Source organism: Ruegeria sp. HKCCD7303, from assembly GCF_013111185.1.
Taxonomy (GTDB): Bacteria; Pseudomonadota; Alphaproteobacteria; order Rhodobacterales; family Rhodobacteraceae; genus Ruegeria.
In genome coordinates this window covers 42472-58601 of the sequence record NZ_WVRE01000008.1, presented here as the reverse complement: position 1 = coordinate 58601, position 16130 = coordinate 42472, and the positions used below count along the sequence as shown (strand labels likewise).

Annotated in this window: 14 protein-coding genes and 1 tRNA gene; 9 read left to right on the top strand and 6 right to left on the bottom strand. The window is 57.7% G+C overall.

All coding sequences use genetic code 11. The features are described from left to right. Positions 1–3: 3 nt before the first annotated feature. The gene (locus GS630_RS18135) at positions 4–231 is read right to left on the bottom strand and encodes a hypothetical protein (protein ID WP_170353330.1); all 228 of its coding nucleotides are present in this window, start codon (positions 229–231) and stop codon (positions 4–6) included. 200 nt (positions 232–431) lie between these two features. Here GS630_RS18135 and GS630_RS18130 point away from each other — a divergent pair, with 200 nt between their 5' ends. From GS630_RS18130 to GS630_RS22665, 5 genes are all read left to right on the top strand, one after another. Then, positions 432–1673 carry a MobA/MobL family protein gene (locus GS630_RS18130; RefSeq protein WP_371809135.1) on the top strand — a complete coding sequence of 414 codons (1242 nt, stop codon included), beginning with the start codon at positions 432–434 and terminating at the stop codon, positions 1671–1673. Between the two features lie 158 nt (positions 1674–1831). Then, positions 1832–3985 carry a hypothetical protein gene (locus GS630_RS18125; RefSeq protein WP_171235695.1) on the top strand — a complete coding sequence of 718 codons (2154 nt, stop codon included), beginning with the start codon at positions 1832–1834 and terminating at the stop codon, positions 3983–3985. After that, positions 3978–4412 (top strand): hypothetical protein, encoded by a 435-nt coding sequence (locus tag GS630_RS18120; RefSeq protein WP_171621259.1) that lies wholly within the window; start codon positions 3978–3980, stop codon positions 4410–4412. The genes GS630_RS18125 and GS630_RS18120 overlap by 8 nt, the downstream gene beginning before the upstream one ends. Positions 4413–4686: 274 nt before the next feature. Continuing rightward, complete coding sequence (locus GS630_RS22440; protein WP_253285942.1) at positions 4687–5178, top strand: recombinase family protein; 492 nt, start codon at positions 4687–4689, stop codon at positions 5176–5178. Continuing rightward, entirely contained in the window at positions 5099–6301 is a 1203-nt protein-coding gene (locus tag GS630_RS22665) for a recombinase family protein (protein WP_371809138.1), read from the top strand. The genes GS630_RS22440 and GS630_RS22665 overlap by 80 nt, the downstream gene beginning before the upstream one ends. On the opposite strand, the gene GS630_RS18105 is transcribed toward GS630_RS22665, so the two are convergent. The 3 genes from GS630_RS18105 to GS630_RS18095 all read right to left on the bottom strand — a co-directional run bounded on the left by GS630_RS18105 (position 6258) and on the right by GS630_RS18095 (position 8857). Beyond that, positions 6258–6334: transfer RNA gene (locus GS630_RS18105), tRNA-Met, on the bottom strand. The two genes, GS630_RS22665 and GS630_RS18105, sit on opposite strands and share 44 nt — an antisense overlap. 55 nt (positions 6335–6389) lie before the next feature. Beyond that, a complete protein-coding gene (locus GS630_RS18100; RefSeq protein WP_171621258.1) occupies positions 6390–7391 on the bottom strand; it encodes an alpha/beta fold hydrolase in 1002 nt (333 codons plus the stop codon). Next, positions 7388–8857, bottom strand: a complete 1470-nt coding sequence (locus GS630_RS18095) for an NAD(P)/FAD-dependent oxidoreductase (protein ID WP_171175915.1) — start codon at positions 8855–8857, stop codon at positions 7388–7390. The genes GS630_RS18100 and GS630_RS18095 overlap by 4 nt, the downstream gene beginning before the upstream one ends. A 229-nt stretch (positions 8858–9086) precedes the next feature. Here GS630_RS18095 and GS630_RS18090 point away from each other — a divergent pair, with 229 nt between their 5' ends. From GS630_RS18090 to GS630_RS18075, 4 genes are all read left to right on the top strand, one after another. Then, complete coding sequence (locus GS630_RS18090; protein WP_171175913.1) at positions 9087–10634, top strand: trimethylamine methyltransferase family protein; 1548 nt, start codon at positions 9087–9089, stop codon at positions 10632–10634. A 71-nt stretch (positions 10635–10705) separates the two neighbouring features. Beyond that, the gene (locus GS630_RS18085; RefSeq protein WP_171175911.1) at positions 10706–11809 is read left to right on the top strand and encodes a mandelate racemase/muconate lactonizing enzyme family protein; all 1104 of its coding nucleotides are present in this window, start codon (positions 10706–10708) and stop codon (positions 11807–11809) included. A gap of 14 nt (positions 11810–11823) precedes the next feature. Then, the gene (locus GS630_RS18080) at positions 11824–12555 is read left to right on the top strand and encodes an SDR family NAD(P)-dependent oxidoreductase (RefSeq protein ID WP_171175909.1); all 732 of its coding nucleotides are present in this window, start codon (positions 11824–11826) and stop codon (positions 12553–12555) included. After that, a complete protein-coding gene (locus GS630_RS18075) occupies positions 12552–13286 on the top strand; it encodes an SDR family NAD(P)-dependent oxidoreductase (protein WP_171175907.1) in 735 nt (244 codons plus the stop codon). The genes GS630_RS18080 and GS630_RS18075 overlap by 4 nt, the downstream gene beginning before the upstream one ends. A gap of 10 nt (positions 13287–13296) precedes the next feature. On the opposite strand, the gene GS630_RS18070 is transcribed toward GS630_RS18075, so the two are convergent. Beyond that, on the bottom strand, positions 13297–14637 hold the full coding sequence (locus tag GS630_RS18070) for an FAD-binding oxidoreductase (RefSeq protein ID WP_171621257.1): 1341 nt from the start codon (positions 14635–14637) through the stop codon (positions 13297–13299). Then, complete coding sequence (locus tag GS630_RS18065; RefSeq protein WP_171621256.1) at positions 14634–16130, bottom strand: aldehyde dehydrogenase; 1497 nt, start codon at positions 16128–16130, stop codon at positions 14634–14636. Before GS630_RS18065 ends, GS630_RS18070 begins: the two co-directional genes overlap by 4 nt.

Sequence of the window (16130 nt, the reverse complement as noted above, 5' to 3'; positions counted from 1 at the left end):
GGTTTACAGCCCTAACAGCTCTCGATCTGAGTCGCGTGAGATACGTTCGTGCAGAAGCTTGAGCAACCGATCAGCTTTGTCTCTCTCAATTTCCTCGAGAAGCTTCAAAACAGCAGCGCCATAGATAATCTTTTTGCGCGTTTCATCGCGACGCCGTTGTTTGCTCGCCCGGGCCTGAAGGTCTCTGAGCCTCACGCGCGCCTGCTCGATTTGTTGATCCAGATCCGCCATTTCGTCCTCCCTTACTTGAAGTGGTCGAACAGGAAATGCGGCCCGGATCCCGGCTTCGCCACTCGGGCGCGAAAATGTGGCTCCGCCAAGCCGCCGTGTGAGCGGTCGTCCGCATGCCCGCTGGGCAATGCGCGCAGTTACGCAAACTTGGGGTTTGCCTGCGCGCCTGCAGCGGACTTTTTTGTGCGGAGATCGGGTTGGTGCCCGATGTCCTTTACATGATACACCCCGCCAGCAGACTCGAAGTCATCCTGCATTCTCGTGCCGACGGTCGCTCCGCCGTCAAATCCGCCGCTTACACCGCGCGCACCACCTTCCGGGATGCGCGGGTTGGACGACGGTTTTCGCCGGGCAGAAAGGGTGGCCTCCTGTCGCATGAATTGATCAACTGGACAGGAAACGCCGAGGAGCTCTGGAACGCAGCCGAGCATTCTGAGCGCCGAAGGAATGCAAGAGTCATCCGCGAACTGCGCCCATCCTTGCCACGCGAGCTACCGCTTCTCGAGCAGGTTGGGCTTGTCCGCGGCTTTTGCCTCTGGCTTCGCGATGAATACGGCGTTGCCGTTCAAGCCGACATTCACGCGCCGCGTTTCTTGTGCCCTGAGGAAGAGAAACGGCACAGCGCGGGCAAACTCGAACTGACGCGAGAAGACTACGAGCAGAGGCTCTTCAATCCATCGAAGACCAACCTGAATTTCCACGCCCACATCCTGATGACGACGCGGAAGGTTGATAGGATCACTGGCGATTTTGGTGAGAAAACGCGTGTTCTTGACGACAGAACCTCAGGCCCCGGAGAAATCAAGCGTATCCGCGGAGAATGGGAAAAGCGGACCAACGCGGCCCTGCGCAAGATTGGCTCCCACGCGCGGGTTGATCTTCGTTCGTATGCCGAGATGGTCGAGACAGGCGATGCACCGCAAGGCCTGGCAAGACAAGATCATGTCGGGCCACGCAGATCCGCCAGGTCGCGCCGCAGACTGCAAGAAAGCGGAAACGACGACACAGTTGCCGGAGTGCGGCGCCAGGCTGTCCAAGAACACAATTCAACACTCTGGCACTCGTGGTTGCAGCTGCGCGCCCTGGAGCGTCAGAGAGACGACCTCGAAGCGGAGCGTATCGCGCGGGTGAGAGAGGCTGCCCGCAAGAAAACGGCCAGCGATGAGAAACGTCGAATGCTGGAGGCGAGATCCGAGCGCGAAGTGAAAGCAGCGCTGGAAGCTTCGTCGCAAATAGAATGTCTCAGAACTGAGACAGCATACCAGCAAGCGGTGCGATGGGCGACAGAAGGCATAGACGCCGATCCATCAGATATCCTCGATGAGGAATTCTCCTCTGCTGTCGACCTTGAGGCGTATCACCCACCTCAGCTCCAGCAGAATGATCGGATCTCCAACATACGGCGTGTAAGAACACGCAAGCCGCGTCAGCGTACGCGATGACACCGATGCCAGTTTTTGCAGGGCGCAACACTTGATGCGATCTACAATGTTTGGACTCGAGCCGTTGATCGGTTGACGGGCATGGGGCGTCACCCGGGGCCTTGCCTTTCTTTGCTTGGATTTTTCTGTGCCAACAACCGTAGAGCCAATTCCCGCGGATGAAGCACACCGATCCGCGCGACCTTGTCCCGCATTCAGATGACATCCATACCGTTTCGCCTGAGGAGTATGTTCAACTCCTCCATCCCTTCGATGCAGTGGGTAAGCCGGCCGTTCTGATCAAGAATTCCGCGGAGGCAAGTCAACAATTCACACGCTCTCCGGATGGGATTGTAGCGTGCCTTCATGCGCTGCTGGATCGGACATCGTTTATCTCGCTGAACCGGTTTAAGGGCACACGCTGCAATTCAGGATTGGTCAGCCTGAATGCGCTCTATGTCGATCTGGATTATCACAATGACCCCGGCTGGTGCGCTGAGGGTGAAGAGGACGTTCAGGCAGCCGTTGGGGGCCATCTTCTGATGCGCGGTGTCTCTGAGCCATCATTCTTTTTGCGAACGGGACGAGGACTGGCCGCAATCTGGTTGATCCATTCGATGCCACCTGCTGCACTATCCCGCTGGCAGGCGGCAATCCGGGCATTGATGGACCTGCTTACTCCGTTTGGTTCGGATCGTGCTTGCAACGACCCAGCTCGCGTCTTTCGCATTCCCGGCACTCGAAACGAGAAATCGGGTCGGGTCGTTCGGGTGTCTGGTGGGAATTGCCAACGCCAGGATTTTGATGTCCTTGCCGATCAGATTTTTGCCTCCGTCGGGCGGCCCACCCGTTCCGAGTTTACGGAGCGCCGCAAGCAGCCTCAGGATCGGGAGCCAGGTAGTCAGACAATGCCGCGGGGATTGAGCCAAGCTGAGCGATTTGAACAGATCCTGAAAGATCTCGAGGCTTACCGGATTTACCACGGTGGGGTGATCCCGGTGGGGCACCGAAACACCTGGCTGCACTTCTATGCCACCTGCCTGACCCATCAGTCAGACACCCAGGGCATCGAAGGTCACATTCAACGAGCGGCAGACATGGCAACGCCCGGGCTATGCCAGAACGAAACGAACGCCATTATCAAGCAGGCTCTTGCGAAGTCAAAGCTGCAAGCTTGCGACAATGCACGCGAGAGCGAGAGATATTGTTACCGCGGCTCGACTGTTGCGGAGCGTCTCGACGTATCAGCGGATATGGCGCGTCAGTTGAGCATGCGTCAGGTGATGCCAGCGGAAGAGCGCCACCGCAGAAAAGCTGAACGGGAACGAGCACGGCGTGCTGTTCAGGGGAGTACTTCGCGAGATCAGTACCTGCTGCAAAACAGCGCATCGAGAAACAAGCCTTGGACGAACTATGGCCTGGGTAGGTCCCAGTATTACGCGCGTAAAAAGGCAGGAACACTCCCAGAGCTGCCCGTTGCTACGGACCGGACAGGTCCATGCCCACTACAGGGGAACCATTCTGGACACAGAGAACTCTGTGGCCCTCCAACAGAGGCACAGCAGTCGGAAACACCCGTCAACCGACCCATTGGAAACACTTCGAACACGCTGGCGACAAATCGGAAAGCTGCAACAGACCAGACAACAGCGCACGGACGAGAACCGAAACAGCGGAAAAGGCAGGTTGCCCACCTTCGACTGCGCAGTCCGGATGTCGCGCAGCCGAAAGTGGGAACCAGCCCAAACACGGTGGAAGACGCGGCTCTTTTCAACTTCGATGAAGGATGTCTCATGACACTTCAAACTGAAATCGCGCTGCCCTCCGAGAACTGGAAATCCCGTTTGAAAGTTGGCGATGTCGTCGCGTTTCGCTTCCCCCATGAAACGATGGGAGAGGATGATCCCAAAGTTCGGCCGTCGCTGGTTATTGATGTCGAGGAAATGGCCGGTGAGCGCTTTGCGGTTCTGGCCTACGGCACGACGAACCCGTGTCCACGTAAGCAGGCTTATTGCGTCGATGTGCGTTCGGAAGAGGAGCGGGAACAGGCTTCTTTGAGGGCGCCAACACGCTTCAATGCGGCTCGACGTGTTTCCGTATCTGTAGACAACAGCGGCTTCGACAGAAACTCCGATGGAACGCCCGTATTGGGTGAACTCGCCGACGCAGCGCTGGATCGACTTCATCGCGTTCGCGCACGAATACATGCAGAACGCGATATCCGGCGCTCCCGTAGGTTCGGCAGCAGAGGCTCGGGTCGAAAGATACGCGCCGTCACGGTGGAAACGCGTCGCAAGGGACGGCCGGATACGCGGGAGGTGCGCTATGTATGATAGCATCGCACAGCAGCTATTGCCGATCGAGGCCGCGATCCTCGAAGCGCTCAACATGGTGCCCTCGGCGTCGAAGGCACTCGACATGCTGATAGACAATCTGGAGCCCAGTGGCGCGCGCATAGCCTATCGATTTGGCTCACGCCTCCGTGCGGGTGAAATGTTCGGTGATCGCGATCTCGAAGACCTCGAATCTCTGCTCCAGCCTGTTCTGGTTGAGATAGAAGCCGGATGGGTGAGCGAGGTGATTGCACACGAGCATTGCCCTGGCGGTGCCTGGATCAACAAGCGGCTGACAAATCGGGCAGCCGAATTGAACCGTACGGTTGAACCTCTGGTAACGCTTCGCAGGCGTCTTCAACTCATCCAGAATCTGCGCCGGGCCGACCGAATAACACGCCGAGTGATCGCTGAAGCGCAGACTTAGCCTGCAGCTTTCGGAGAGCGTTTCTCGCTCTCCGAACCGTTCGGATAAAACTGCGTTTCTAAATTTTCTAAAAGAGACCGATCTCACGCTCGTTGAAACATAAAGCGAGCACTATGACAGTTCAAAAAACGATCCAAACCGATTTTTCGATTTGTGAAGAGATCACCAAGTCCCCAGCAGCAAAGCAAAACCCGACGCCAGATGTTGGTTTGCTTGAGCTCGTCCGGGAATTGGCCCGGGCGGCAGCACAACAAGACGCGAGGAACTCGAGAGAATGCAACGCCGCGCTGCGATCTACGCCCGCTATTCGACCACGCTCCAATCGGAGCGCTCCATTGAAGATCAGGTGGAGCTTTGCCGAAGCTACCTGAGACGCGAGAAATACCGATTAGTCCAAGTTTTTGAAGACAAGGCCATGTCATCCGCGACCCTGGTCGGGCGAGTTGGCCTTGCCAATCTTCTCGAAGCAGCGAGAGCTGGCGAAATTGATGCATTGGTTGTCGAATGCGTCGACCGAATTAGCCGAGATATCGGAGATCTTCAGTATGTGCAAAAGCAGCTTAGCTTCGCAGGCGTCGATATCATCTCTGCCAGTGAAGGGGTTCAGTCCGAGCTTCAAATCGGTTTCCGCGGCCTTTATGGTACGATGTTCCTTAAGGACCTCCGTGAAAAAAGTTCATCGCGGAATGTCAGGCAACATTGCCAAGGGTTTGAGTGCCGGCGGCAAGGCTTATGGCTACTCACCCATATCGGGGAAACCCGGTGAGCTTCAGATCGAAGCACACGAAGCGAAAGTTATACGCCGAATTTTTTTGGCCTACTCTAAAGGAGCCTCCCCGCGAGATATTGCTCATGATCTCAACGCTCAGGGTGAGTTGCCGCCACGTGGGTCAAAGTGGAACGCTTCCACGCTGAACGGCAATAAGAAGCGCGCTTATGGAATCCTCCGCAACTCACTCTACGCGGGCATCCTCGTCTGGGATCGCGTCAAGATGGTGCGCGATCCGACAACAGGAAAAAGAGTCAGCCGCGAAAAGCCGGCCGAAGACTGGAAGTATGCAGAGGTTCCGCATCTACGTTTAATCGATGAGGAACTGTGGGATGCGGTTCAGAAACGGTTGGCCAAGCAGTCCGAAAATAAGCGCTCCGGAAAGTCGACTCGCAAACCCTTGCGTCCTTTCTCGGGCCTGCTTAGGTGCGGTTGCTGCGGTGGTGGCATGTCTATTCATGACCGAAAGGGCAGTGCTATCCGGATTCGTTGCTCTGCGGCTAAAGAGAGTGGCTCATGCAACAATAATGGGAAGGTTCGCCTCGACAAGATCGAAAGCGCCCTGCTGGCCGAACTAAGAAAAGAGCTGTCGACGCCAACCTACATCAATGAATTCATCCGTGCCTACAATGAAGAACGTCGCGAACTCAACGCAGCCGGCAAACCAGACAGGAAGAAACTTGAACGCACGGTAGCAGAAGCCAACAAGCTGCTATCGCGTCGTATCGAACTTTTCGAGATGGGTATTCTTGAAGGAGTCGAAGGAGAGGCAAAGTTGACTGAGGCCAAAGAACGCGCTTCGGTTGCCATGGATGTGTTGGCCAGCTTTGACGAGAAGGAGCGGGCGTTCGAGTTCAATCCAGCGACAGCTTCCAAGTATGTCACGGCACTGGATGAAATGATCTCTTCTATGCAGGCGCATAACGGCAATCCGAATCCAAAAGCACGTGATGCGGTGCGCGGCTTGATTTCGGAGATCGTTGTGTCTCCGACCGAGGAAGACGGCGTGCCTGTCGAGGTGAAGGGCCGCCTTAGCGCCTTGGTTTCAAACCGTTCCAAAAAGGTGGGGGGTTTGGTGGTAGCGGAGGAGGGACTTGAACCCCCGACACGCGGATTATGATTCCGCTGCTCTAACCAACTGAGCTACTCCGCCTTGAGTGAGAGGCGATGTAAGCGAGGGGCCGGGGAGGGTCAAGAGGGAAATCAACCTAACCAGGGATTTCTTTCACAGGCGCGGCGGTTGGTTCCTTCAGGGGTGTCTGCGGTGATTTGGTTTCCGCCACCATCCGGCGAATAAACGCGGCACAGATTTCCGGCTCGGTGATCAGGATCATGTGTCCCAACCCGTCCAGCTCTTCATAGCTTAGACCAAATTTGATCATCGGAGGGCCGTGAAGGGCAGGGGACAAGAGTGCGTCCTGGCGGCCATACAAGATACCGCCCGGCACGGATAGCTCGGGGTATCTGGACACCTGCGCGTCGCAACTTGCGTCCAACCCGGCAACGTCTTGCGAGGCCGTAACAAACGCCGAGGGGCGCAACCCAAGCGCGCCGCCCGCACGATCCAGAAAGTCATCTGGTGCGGTTTCAGGGCCAAACGCTACGCCCAGGCTGTAGGGTGCAGTTTTCGCGGCCATAGGCACCGCAATCGTATTTGCAATCAGGCTGCGCAGCCATCCGGATCGGATATCGAGCGGCTTAAAGATCACCGGCGTTTCAGGCAGCCTGTGCGTCAGAGGCGCCAGCAATGCAAGACCTGATACGCGTTCGGGGTGGTCCAGTGCCAGCGCCAGTGACACTGCGCCGCCCAGTGAATGCCCGACCAGAACCGCTTGATCTACGCCTTTTATCTCCAGAAACTCGGCAATCATTGCGGCTTGTTGCGGCAATTGCCCCAGTTCTGCCGTGTCACGGGTAGAATATCCGCAGCCTGGCCGATCCAGCGCAATGACATGGTATTCTTCGGCCAGTTGATCGGCCAAGGCGTAGGTAAAATGCTGTAATTGCCCCGCCAGACCATGTACAAGGACCAGCGTTTGCGCGTCAGGATCACCCTTTTCAACATAATGGATACTGCCGCCCTGCACGGGCACGATCTGGCCCATTTGTGGTACGGTGCTCAGCCCCTGACGGGTCAACCGCCGGGTCCAAACGGCCATGGCCAGAAGAAAGACGATACAGGCTGCAATCAGGCTTAGAATAAGTGTCATCTAGCTGTCTCCTGTCCGACGGTAGTGTATTGTTCCAATCCCGACTGTGCCATACGCGCTTGATATTCACCAACAGTCCCGGGCCATAACGTCGTGTTCCTGCCGTCTTCGTCAATGTACCAGGATGTACACCCCCCCGTCTGCCAGACACTGTCGGCGTGACGGTCCTGCATCTCTTGGGTGAAACCCGCTTGTTTCTTTGCATCAGGTGTGATCGCGGCAATCCCTTTGCGCTGCATCTCGCTTAGGACGCGACCGATATGTCCAACCTGCGCCTCGATCATCAGCACGACCGAGTTGTGGCCAAGACCGGTATGCGGGCCCAGAAGAATAAAGAAATTTGGAAAGCCCGCAATCGCTGTGCCCAGATTTGCATTCATGCCGTCAGCCCAGGCCGTTCGCAGTGTCAGGCCACCGGAACCTGTGATGTCCAATCGCTCGACAACATTGGTCACATGAAATCCGGTGCCCCAGATCAGGGCATCAGCTTGGACTTTGGTGCCGTCTGACGTGATGAGCGTATCCCTATCGATACGGGCAACGCCCTGTGGCACGACACTGACATTGTCGCGGGCCAGGGTTGGGTACCAGTCGTTCGAGCTAAGGATACGTTTGCAACCAATCTGATAGTCGGGTGTCAGAATGCGCCGTTCTTCGGGGTCGATTATCGCCCCTTCCAGCGATTTACGCCACATCTTAAGGGCAAAGTTCATCGCCCGTTCCTCGCCCCTGAACACCCGGTGTCGGAACTCGAAAAACATGAAAATCAGTTTGCGCCGGATACGCGGCAGTAAGGGAAGGTGGGCATATAGCTTGCGCACCCAGGGCGCAATTGGGCCGTCCGGGCGCGGCATGACATAAGGCGCACTGCGCTGAAAGATAGTCACGTGGCGGGCAAGTTTGGCAATCTCTGGCACGAACTGAACCGCCGACGCCCCGGTGCCCACAACGGCCACTCGTTTGCCGGTCAGATCAACGTCGTGATCCCATTGAGCCGAATGGAAGCATGGCCCAGGAAAACCGTCCGCGCCGGGAAGATCGGGAATGCTGGGGTGATGCAACGCCCCAATGGCCGAGACCAGAAACCGCGCCGACCAACTTTGCCCGTCCATGGTTTCCACTTGCCAGCGCGCGCCGTCCCACTTGGCCGCTTTCAGTTCCTGGCCGAAATGGCAGAGGTCATACAATCCCTCGTGCTGCGCGACGCCCTTCAGGTAAGCCTGAATTTCAGCGCCTCCGGCATAAGCGCGGCTCCAATGGGGATTAGGGTGGGTCGCCATAGAATATAGATGTGAAGGCACATCGCAGGCCACGCCGGGATATGTGTTTTCGCGCCACGTGCCGCCGATATCATCTGCCTTTTCCAGAATCGCAAGATCGGAGAGCCCACGTTTGCGCGCCTCAAGCGCCATGGTCAGCCCTGAAAACCCGGCGCCAATGATGAGCATCTCTGTTTTGTGGTGCATTTCTGCGCCCCTCCTGAAACAACCATACGGGTACGTGTTGCAGATGTATGCACCTGATTGACAGTGAAGCAGGTTACTTAACGAAAGGTAACCAAGGGTTCATTTGCGCAGTGCAAGCGCGAAAATCCCGCGATGTGGCCCGTGTCGCTTCCTGCAAGCACATATCGCAATCAGAGAGGTGATCGCTCCGCGAATCCGCCAGTATGATTGAAAATTGGAGGATTGCCCTTTGACTACTCGCACTGCCGCGCGGTCCGGTGGACGCTCTGCCCGTCGCGCCCAACGTACTGCTCCAAACTTTGCCATGCTGCCGGGTTTGACCCGAGGCATTCCCGTTTGCGAAGTCATGGACGAAAGCCAGGTCGAACGTATCGACAACGCGGCAATGGATATTCTGGAAAATGTCGGTGTTCAATTCCGCGACCCCATCGCGCTGGAAGACTGGAAGACAGCCGGAGCCAAGGTTGTCGGAGAGTTGGTCTATCTGGACCGCAACATGGTACGCGAGCTGATCTCGACCATTCCATCGCAGTTCACCTATCATGCGCGTGACCCGCAAAAGAACCTTGCACTGGGCGGCAAACATTCGATCTTTGTGCCAATGACCGGCGCGCCTTTCCTGCGCGATCTGGATGACGTGCGGCGGAATCCGACGCTGGATGATCTGGCGATGTTCCACAAGCTGTCGCACATGATGCCTGCACTACACAGCTCGGCCCACCATATTGTCGAGCCTTATGATCACCCGATCAGCCAGCGGCACCTGCGCATCACATATTCTTCGATGAAATACTCGGACAAGACTTTCATGGGCATGACGACATCGCCTAAGAACGCCGAGGATGTGATGGATATGTGCGATATCCTGTTCGGCGAAGGCTTTATCGACGACCATCCTGTCACCACCGGCAACTGCAACGGCAACAGCCCTTTGGTGTGGGATGAAACCATGCTGGGCGCGATGCGCGCCTTTAGCCGACGCAACCAGCCAGTTTTGTGCTCGCCCTTCGTTTTGGGTGGCGCGAACACACCCGCTTCGGTCCCCGCGACCGTAGCGCAGCTGACAGCCGAGGCGTTGTCGGCGCTGGCCTACACACAGGTGATCCGCAAGGGCGCACCTGCGATCTGGGGGCACTACCTGTCGACCGTGTCGATGAAATCCGGTGCGCCCATGGCGGGCACGCCTGAAATCAGCCTGATGAATTTCATGATCGGCCAGATGGCGCGGTATTACGACGTGCCATGGCGCACTTCGAACACGCTGGGCGGCGCCAAAACGTTTGACGCGCAAGCGGGATACGAATCCGCCACAACGCTCAGCGCGGTGATCCATGCCGGAGCCAACTATATCTGGCATTCGGCAGGCTGGAATGAGGCGGGCATGCACTGTTCAGTTGCCAAGTTCGTGGTGGATGCCGAACAATGCGCGATGGCTTACCGCATGGCGGAAGGCCCGAAGTGGCACGATTTCGATCAGGCGCTTGCCGCGGTTCCGGATGTAGGCCCTGGTGGTCACTACCTTGGCCACCCGCACACGCAGGACAATTTCCAGACGGCGTTCTTTATGCCTGAACTCTTTGACAACAACTCGATCGAACAATGGGTGGCTGAGGGCGAAGTGGAAATCACAGAACGCGCCTTGAAGCACGCGCGAAAACTACTGGCCGAGTACCAAGAGCCAAAACTGGACGAAGCCAAAAACGAAGCGCTTCTGGACTATATCGCGCGCCGCGAAAGGGAAATCCCGGCGGCGGATGAGTTGAACCAGACCTACTGATACAATCTCCCCGTACTGGCCCGCCCGCAATCCGGGTGGGCCCTTTTTTCGTTCAGGACAAGCAGAGCAGCATGAAGATCGCCGAACTCCATATCTACAGCCACGACCTGCCGGTCAAAAACGGACCCTACACCATGGCCAATGCACAGGTCTGGTCGCTTGATACCACTCTGGTCAAAGTCGTTGCCGATAACGGATTGATCGGCTGGGGCGAGACCTGCCCAGTTGGCCCGACATATGCTGAGGCGCACGCAAAAGGCGCCCGTGCAGCTTTGATCGAAATGGCCCCGGGCTTGATCGGCACCGAAGCACTGCCGCTGACACTGCATCGCCGGATGGATGGGCTGCTGAACGGGCACACATATGCCAAAGCGGCTGTCGATATTGCGGTTCACGATGTGCTGGGTAAACACTTGGGCGTGCCTGTCAGCGACCTGCTGGGTGGTGCAACAACTGACAAAGTCCCATCCTACTATGCCACTGGCGTTGGTGCGCCTGACGATATTGCCCGACTGGCAGCCGAGAAAATGGCCGAAGGCTACCCGCGATTGCAGATCAAGGTCGGGGGCCGCCCGGTCGAGATCGACATCGAAACCATCCGCAAGGTCTGGGAGGTTGTCAAAGGGTCGGGTACGCGTCTGGCCGTGGACGGCAATCGGGGCTGGACCACGCGCGACGCTTTGCGCGTCAGCCGCGAATGCCCTGAAATTCCGTTCATCATGGAACAGCCCTGCAACACCATTGAGGATTTGCAGAAGATCCGACCTCAGGTCACGCACGGCATTTACATGGACGAAAACAGCACCAGTCTGAACACTGTGATCTCAGCAGCAGGGACCGGTCTGGTCGATGGGTTCGGGATGAAAGTCACTCGGATCGGCGGGTTGAACCCCATGCGCGCTTTCCGCGACATTTGCGAAGCCCGAAACCTTCCGCACACCTGCGATGACAGCTGGGGTGGGGACATCATCGCCGCTGCCTGTACTCATGTCGGTGCAACGGTTCGGCCCGATCTGCTGGAAGGCGTCTGGCTTGCCGCACCTTATATCGAAGGCAACTATGATCCCGAAAATGGTATCCAGATCAAAGGCGGGCATATTGCGTTGCCAACCGGGCCGGGGCTGGGCGTGGTGCCTGATGAAAGCCAATTTGGCACCCCTGTTGCGTCGTTTTAACCGTGGATGATCTCATGACCCTGAATGGAAAATCGGCTTTGGTCACTGGCGCAGCCGGAGGTATCGGGGCGTCAATCGTTGAGCGTTTGCGCCAAGCTGGGGCGCGGGTCGCGGTTGCGGACCGGTCGGTCGATGGCATTGAGGCCGAGGCGTATCTGCCGGGCGATCTGCTTGATCCAGACTATGCCGACCAATTGCCCAGGGCGGCGGCGTCTGCGCTGGGCAGGCTCGATATCGTGATCAACAATGCAGGTGTCATCACACGCGGGTCTGTCACCGACACGTCGGATGCGGATTGGTCTTTGTCACTGGGCGTCAATGTCGAAGCCCCGTTTCGTATCTGTCGCGCGGCGATCCCGATCATGGCTGAAACGGGAGGGGGCGCTATCGTCAACACCGCGTCTTGTTGGGGGCTGCGCCCCGGCCCCAATCACGCCGTTTATTGTATGACAAAAGCGGCCATTGCGTCCCTGACCCAATGTATGGGTATGGACCATGCCCATCAGGGTATCCGCGTCAACGCTGTATGCCCGAATGAGGTGAATACGCCTATGCTGCGCTCGGGTTTTGAAAAGCGCGGTTTTGATCCCGATACGGCCGTGGCCGAGCTGGGCCAAAGCGTGCCGCTGGGCCGCATCGCCGAGCCCGAGGATATTGCAGACGTCATCATGTTCCTCGTCTCGGATGCGTCGCGTTATGTTTGCGGTACGCTGGTCGAGGTCAACGGAGGGAAGCCCGTTTCATGAAGCGGTTCGAGGGAAAGGTGGCATTGGTCACAGGCGGGCGCAGCGGCATCGGTCAGGCCATTGCCCGTCGGTTGCGGGACGAGGGCGCGCAGGTCTTTACCGCGCAACGTGGAGAAGACAGCGAGTTTCAAGGCATTGCAGCGGATTTCACCGATCCCGACAGCCCGGCACAGGCGGTCAGCGAAGTGGTATCTGATGCTGGGCGCCTGGATGTGTTGGTCAACAACGCGGGTATGATGCAGGAAGTTTTGGTCGAAGACATGAGCCTTGAGGATTGGCACCGCAATCTGACGGTCAATCTGACCGCTCCGTTCCTGATGATCAAAGCCGCGCTGCCGCATCTGCGTCAAACCCGCGGTAATATCGTCAATACCGGATCCATTGAAGGTTTGAGCAGCAATCCCGGTCACGCGGCTTATTGCGCGTCCAAGGCAGGGCTGCATGGTCTGACCCGCGCCGTTGCCGTGGATCACGGGGTTGAAGGTGTCCGTTGCAACGCCGTGGCACCCGGATGGATCGATACCGAACTGAACGAAGATTTCATCGATTCCATGCCTGACCCTGCTGCATTCCGTGATGATATAGCCAAAATCCACCCTGTTGCACGGACCGGTCGGCCGGAAGAGGTTGCAGCCCTCGTCGCGTTTCTGGCGTCAGAGGAGGCGGGCTTTATCACCGGGCAGGTCTACACCGTAGATGGTGGGCGCATGGCCAAGCTTAGCCTTCCCTGACGCCAACGCATCACTCCTTACCGGATCGCCATTCTTTCCAAATCAAATAGCTGTTTGCCCCAAGCGAGGCGAATGGCTCGGGCGGCAATCGCGGAAGATCCGGCTGTTCCAGAAAGTGAGTGGCGATCTCTGATCCGCCTTGCATCACCAATTCTGCGATGCCCATGCCTTGCAAGGTTCCTCGGGCGATGCCCAGGCCATTCTGACAGCAGGCCGAGAACACACCGTCCTCAAGTTCACCAAAGGCCGCAGACCCATTGCGGCTTAGGCAAAGCATCCCGGCCCAGCGGTGCTCCATCGTTACGTCTGACAGGTGCGGGAAACGTTCCATGAACTTGCGGTCCTGAACCCAGCCGACATTGCGCAGCCGCATTGGGCTGGTCTCGATTGTCGGGTGAAAGCTGGTACCGTTGCGGATCAGGATGCGATCGCCGTAGCTGCCGGAAATGCGCCGCACCGATGTGCCCATCGGATCGGCAGGTGTCACCGACCAGCGCGATTGCCCGCCAAGCGTTTTGATCTGTGCCTCAGTCAAAGGTGCTGAGATCGACGCGTAGAGGCAGATATGCATCAATTGTCTTTGGTAGAACCCAAAGCTTTCGAGATGGCCGTTATTGGCGAGGATAATCCGCCCGGTCTTGACCTTGGCTTTGGTGGTTTTGACCACCCAGCTTGTGCCTTGCTTTTCGAAACTGGTGACTGATGAGTTTTCGAACACGTCAATCTGATCAGCCAATTGGGCCGAAAGCGCCCGCACATAGGCTGCGGGTTGGATCATCACTGTTCCTGGCGCGTAAAGTCCCGAGGTGTAATGTGGGCTGCCCGTGATTTCGTGCATCTGTTGCTGGTCATAGAGCGTGTGAGGCTCACCCAGTTTCCTCAGGTGTTCCGCAAACGCGCGGTTGTGCGCGTCGCCCGCCTTGGTGGCGGCGGCATTGTACTTGCCGCAGGGGTCGAACATTTCCTGATTTAACTCGCATTCCCCGGCCACGTCGCTCGCAAAAGCAATGGCCTTGCGATTCAGTGCAATTGCGGCGCGATCCTCTTCCAATCCTTCGCCTGCATAATTGTCCGAGGCCAAATCATGAGGCAGGTCGATCATAAATCCCGAGTTCCGCCCCGCAGAACCATCGGCAAATCGGCCTGCTTCCAGCAGAACAACCTTCAGTGATGGATCCAGTTGATGCAGCCGCCGCGCCGTGCTGAGCCCAGCAAACCCACCGCCAACGATAGTGATGTCGGCAATCAGGTCCTTGTCCAGTTCCGGCAGGGGCGTCTGGGGTGGCAGGATGGCATTCCATCCGGCCGGGCCCGTCTGCCGGGGCAGTCTTTTGGCCTCGAACCGCGTCAATCCACCGCCTCGTCTGCGTCATCGGCCAGATCGATCCAGATGGTTTTCAACTGGGTGTACTGATCGTGGGCGTGGACCGAATTGTCGCGACCGCCAAAGCCAGACTGCTTGTAGCCGCCAAATGGCGTGGTGATGTCGCCTTCGCCAAAGCTGTTGACTGTCACGGTGCCCGCCCGGATCGCCCGAGCCCCGCGAATGGCGCGCTTGGCGTTGGCAGTGAAGATCGAGGCACATAGGCCATAGTCGGTGTCATTGGCGATCTTGATGGCTTCGTCAAAGCCTGACACTTCGATCACCGACAGAACCGGGCCAAAGATCTCTTCCCGCGCCAGGGTGGCGTCATTGCCGGGTACTTCGACCACCGTAGCCTCGACAAAGCCTTTGTCAGCTTTGCCGCCGATCACTACGTTCTCGGCTTGATCCAGATAACCGCAGACCTTGTTATAATGCCCTTCGCTCACCAGCGCGCCCATACGGGTTTCCGGGTTCAGAGGGTCACCGATATTCCACTGTTTGGCGTGATGTGCAATGCGCTCCAGCAACTCTGCCTTTACATCCTTGTGCACGATCAGGCGCGACGAGGCCGAGCAGTTCTCGCCCATGTTCCAGAACGCGCCGTTCACCACATGCGCGGCCACACGGTCAAGGTTTTCAGCGTCATCCATGACGATGGCCGGGTTTTTGCCGCCCATCTCCAGCACCACTTCTTTGGCGTTACTTTCGGCGGAATAGGTCAGGAACCGTTTGCCGGTTACGGTCGAGCCGGTGAAAGAGACCATGTCAATATCCATATGCCGCCCGATGGGTTCACCGACCTCTGCGCCGCCGCCCGGAACGATGTTCAGAACGCCGCGGGGCAGGCCAGCCTCCATCGCCAGCTCAGCCATACGCAGAGCGGTCAGCGTGGTCTCAGTCGCGGGTTTCACCACGACCGAACAGCCCGCCGCCAAAGCAGGCCCGATTTTCCACGCCAGCATCAGCAGCGGGAAGTTCCAGGGCAGCACCAGGCCGACGACGCCAATCGGTTCGCGCACCACCATGGCGATGTGATCGTCGCTGGCGGGCGAGACTTGATCGTAAATCTTGTCAATCGCCTCGGCGTGCCATTTCAGGCAGTGGATCGTCTCGGGCACATCCACGGATTCGCAATCAAGGATGGTCTTGCCGCTGTCGATGCTTTCCATCACCGCCAGTTCGCGCGTATTGCGGGTCAGTAACTTGCACAACCGGATCAGCACATCCTTGCGTTCGCTCGGATGCAGCTTGGACCAACGGCCATCGTCAAACGCCTCACGCGCCTTTTCGACGGCAAAGTCCACATCCGCTGCGCCGCAAGACGCGATGTCCGCCAGTTTGTCGCCAGTGGCTGGGTTCACTGTCTCAAAGGTCTCACCCGAAATCGCGGGGCGGAAGGCGCCGTCGATGAAAGCGCCTGTAGGCAGCGTCAGGCCTGCGGCGATGGATTTGTATTCGTCCTGTGTCAGCAGATCCAT

Coding starts and splice junctions, on each gene's coding strand:
- GS630_RS18095 (WP_171175915.1), bottom strand. CDS start 8,857: ATGCACCACAAAACAGAGATGCTCATCATTGGCGCCGGGTTTTCAGGG.
- GS630_RS18135 (WP_170353330.1), bottom strand. CDS start 231: ATGGCGGATCTGGATCAACAAATCGAGCAGGCGCGCGTGAGGCTCAGA.
- GS630_RS18075 (WP_171175907.1), top strand. CDS start 12,552: ATGAAGCGGTTCGAGGGAAAGGTGGCATTGGTCACAGGCGGGCGCAGC.
- GS630_RS18120 (WP_171621259.1), top strand. CDS start 3,978: ATGTATGATAGCATCGCACAGCAGCTATTGCCGATCGAGGCCGCGATC.
- GS630_RS22665 (WP_371809138.1), top strand. CDS start 5,099: ATGTCAGGCAACATTGCCAAGGGTTTGAGTGCCGGCGGCAAGGCTTAT.
- GS630_RS18080 (WP_171175909.1), top strand. CDS start 11,824: ATGACCCTGAATGGAAAATCGGCTTTGGTCACTGGCGCAGCCGGAGGT.
- GS630_RS18125 (WP_171235695.1), top strand. CDS start 1,832: ATGAAGCACACCGATCCGCGCGACCTTGTCCCGCATTCAGATGACATC.
- GS630_RS18100 (WP_171621258.1), bottom strand. CDS start 7,391: ATGACACTTATTCTAAGCCTGATTGCAGCCTGTATCGTCTTTCTTCTG.
- GS630_RS18065 (WP_171621256.1), bottom strand. CDS start 16,130: ATGGATCTGCTGACACAGGACGAATACAAATCCATCGCCGCAGGCCTG.
- GS630_RS18085 (WP_171175911.1), top strand. CDS start 10,706: ATGAAGATCGCCGAACTCCATATCTACAGCCACGACCTGCCGGTCAAA.
- GS630_RS22440 (WP_253285942.1), top strand. CDS start 4,687: ATGCAACGCCGCGCTGCGATCTACGCCCGCTATTCGACCACGCTCCAA.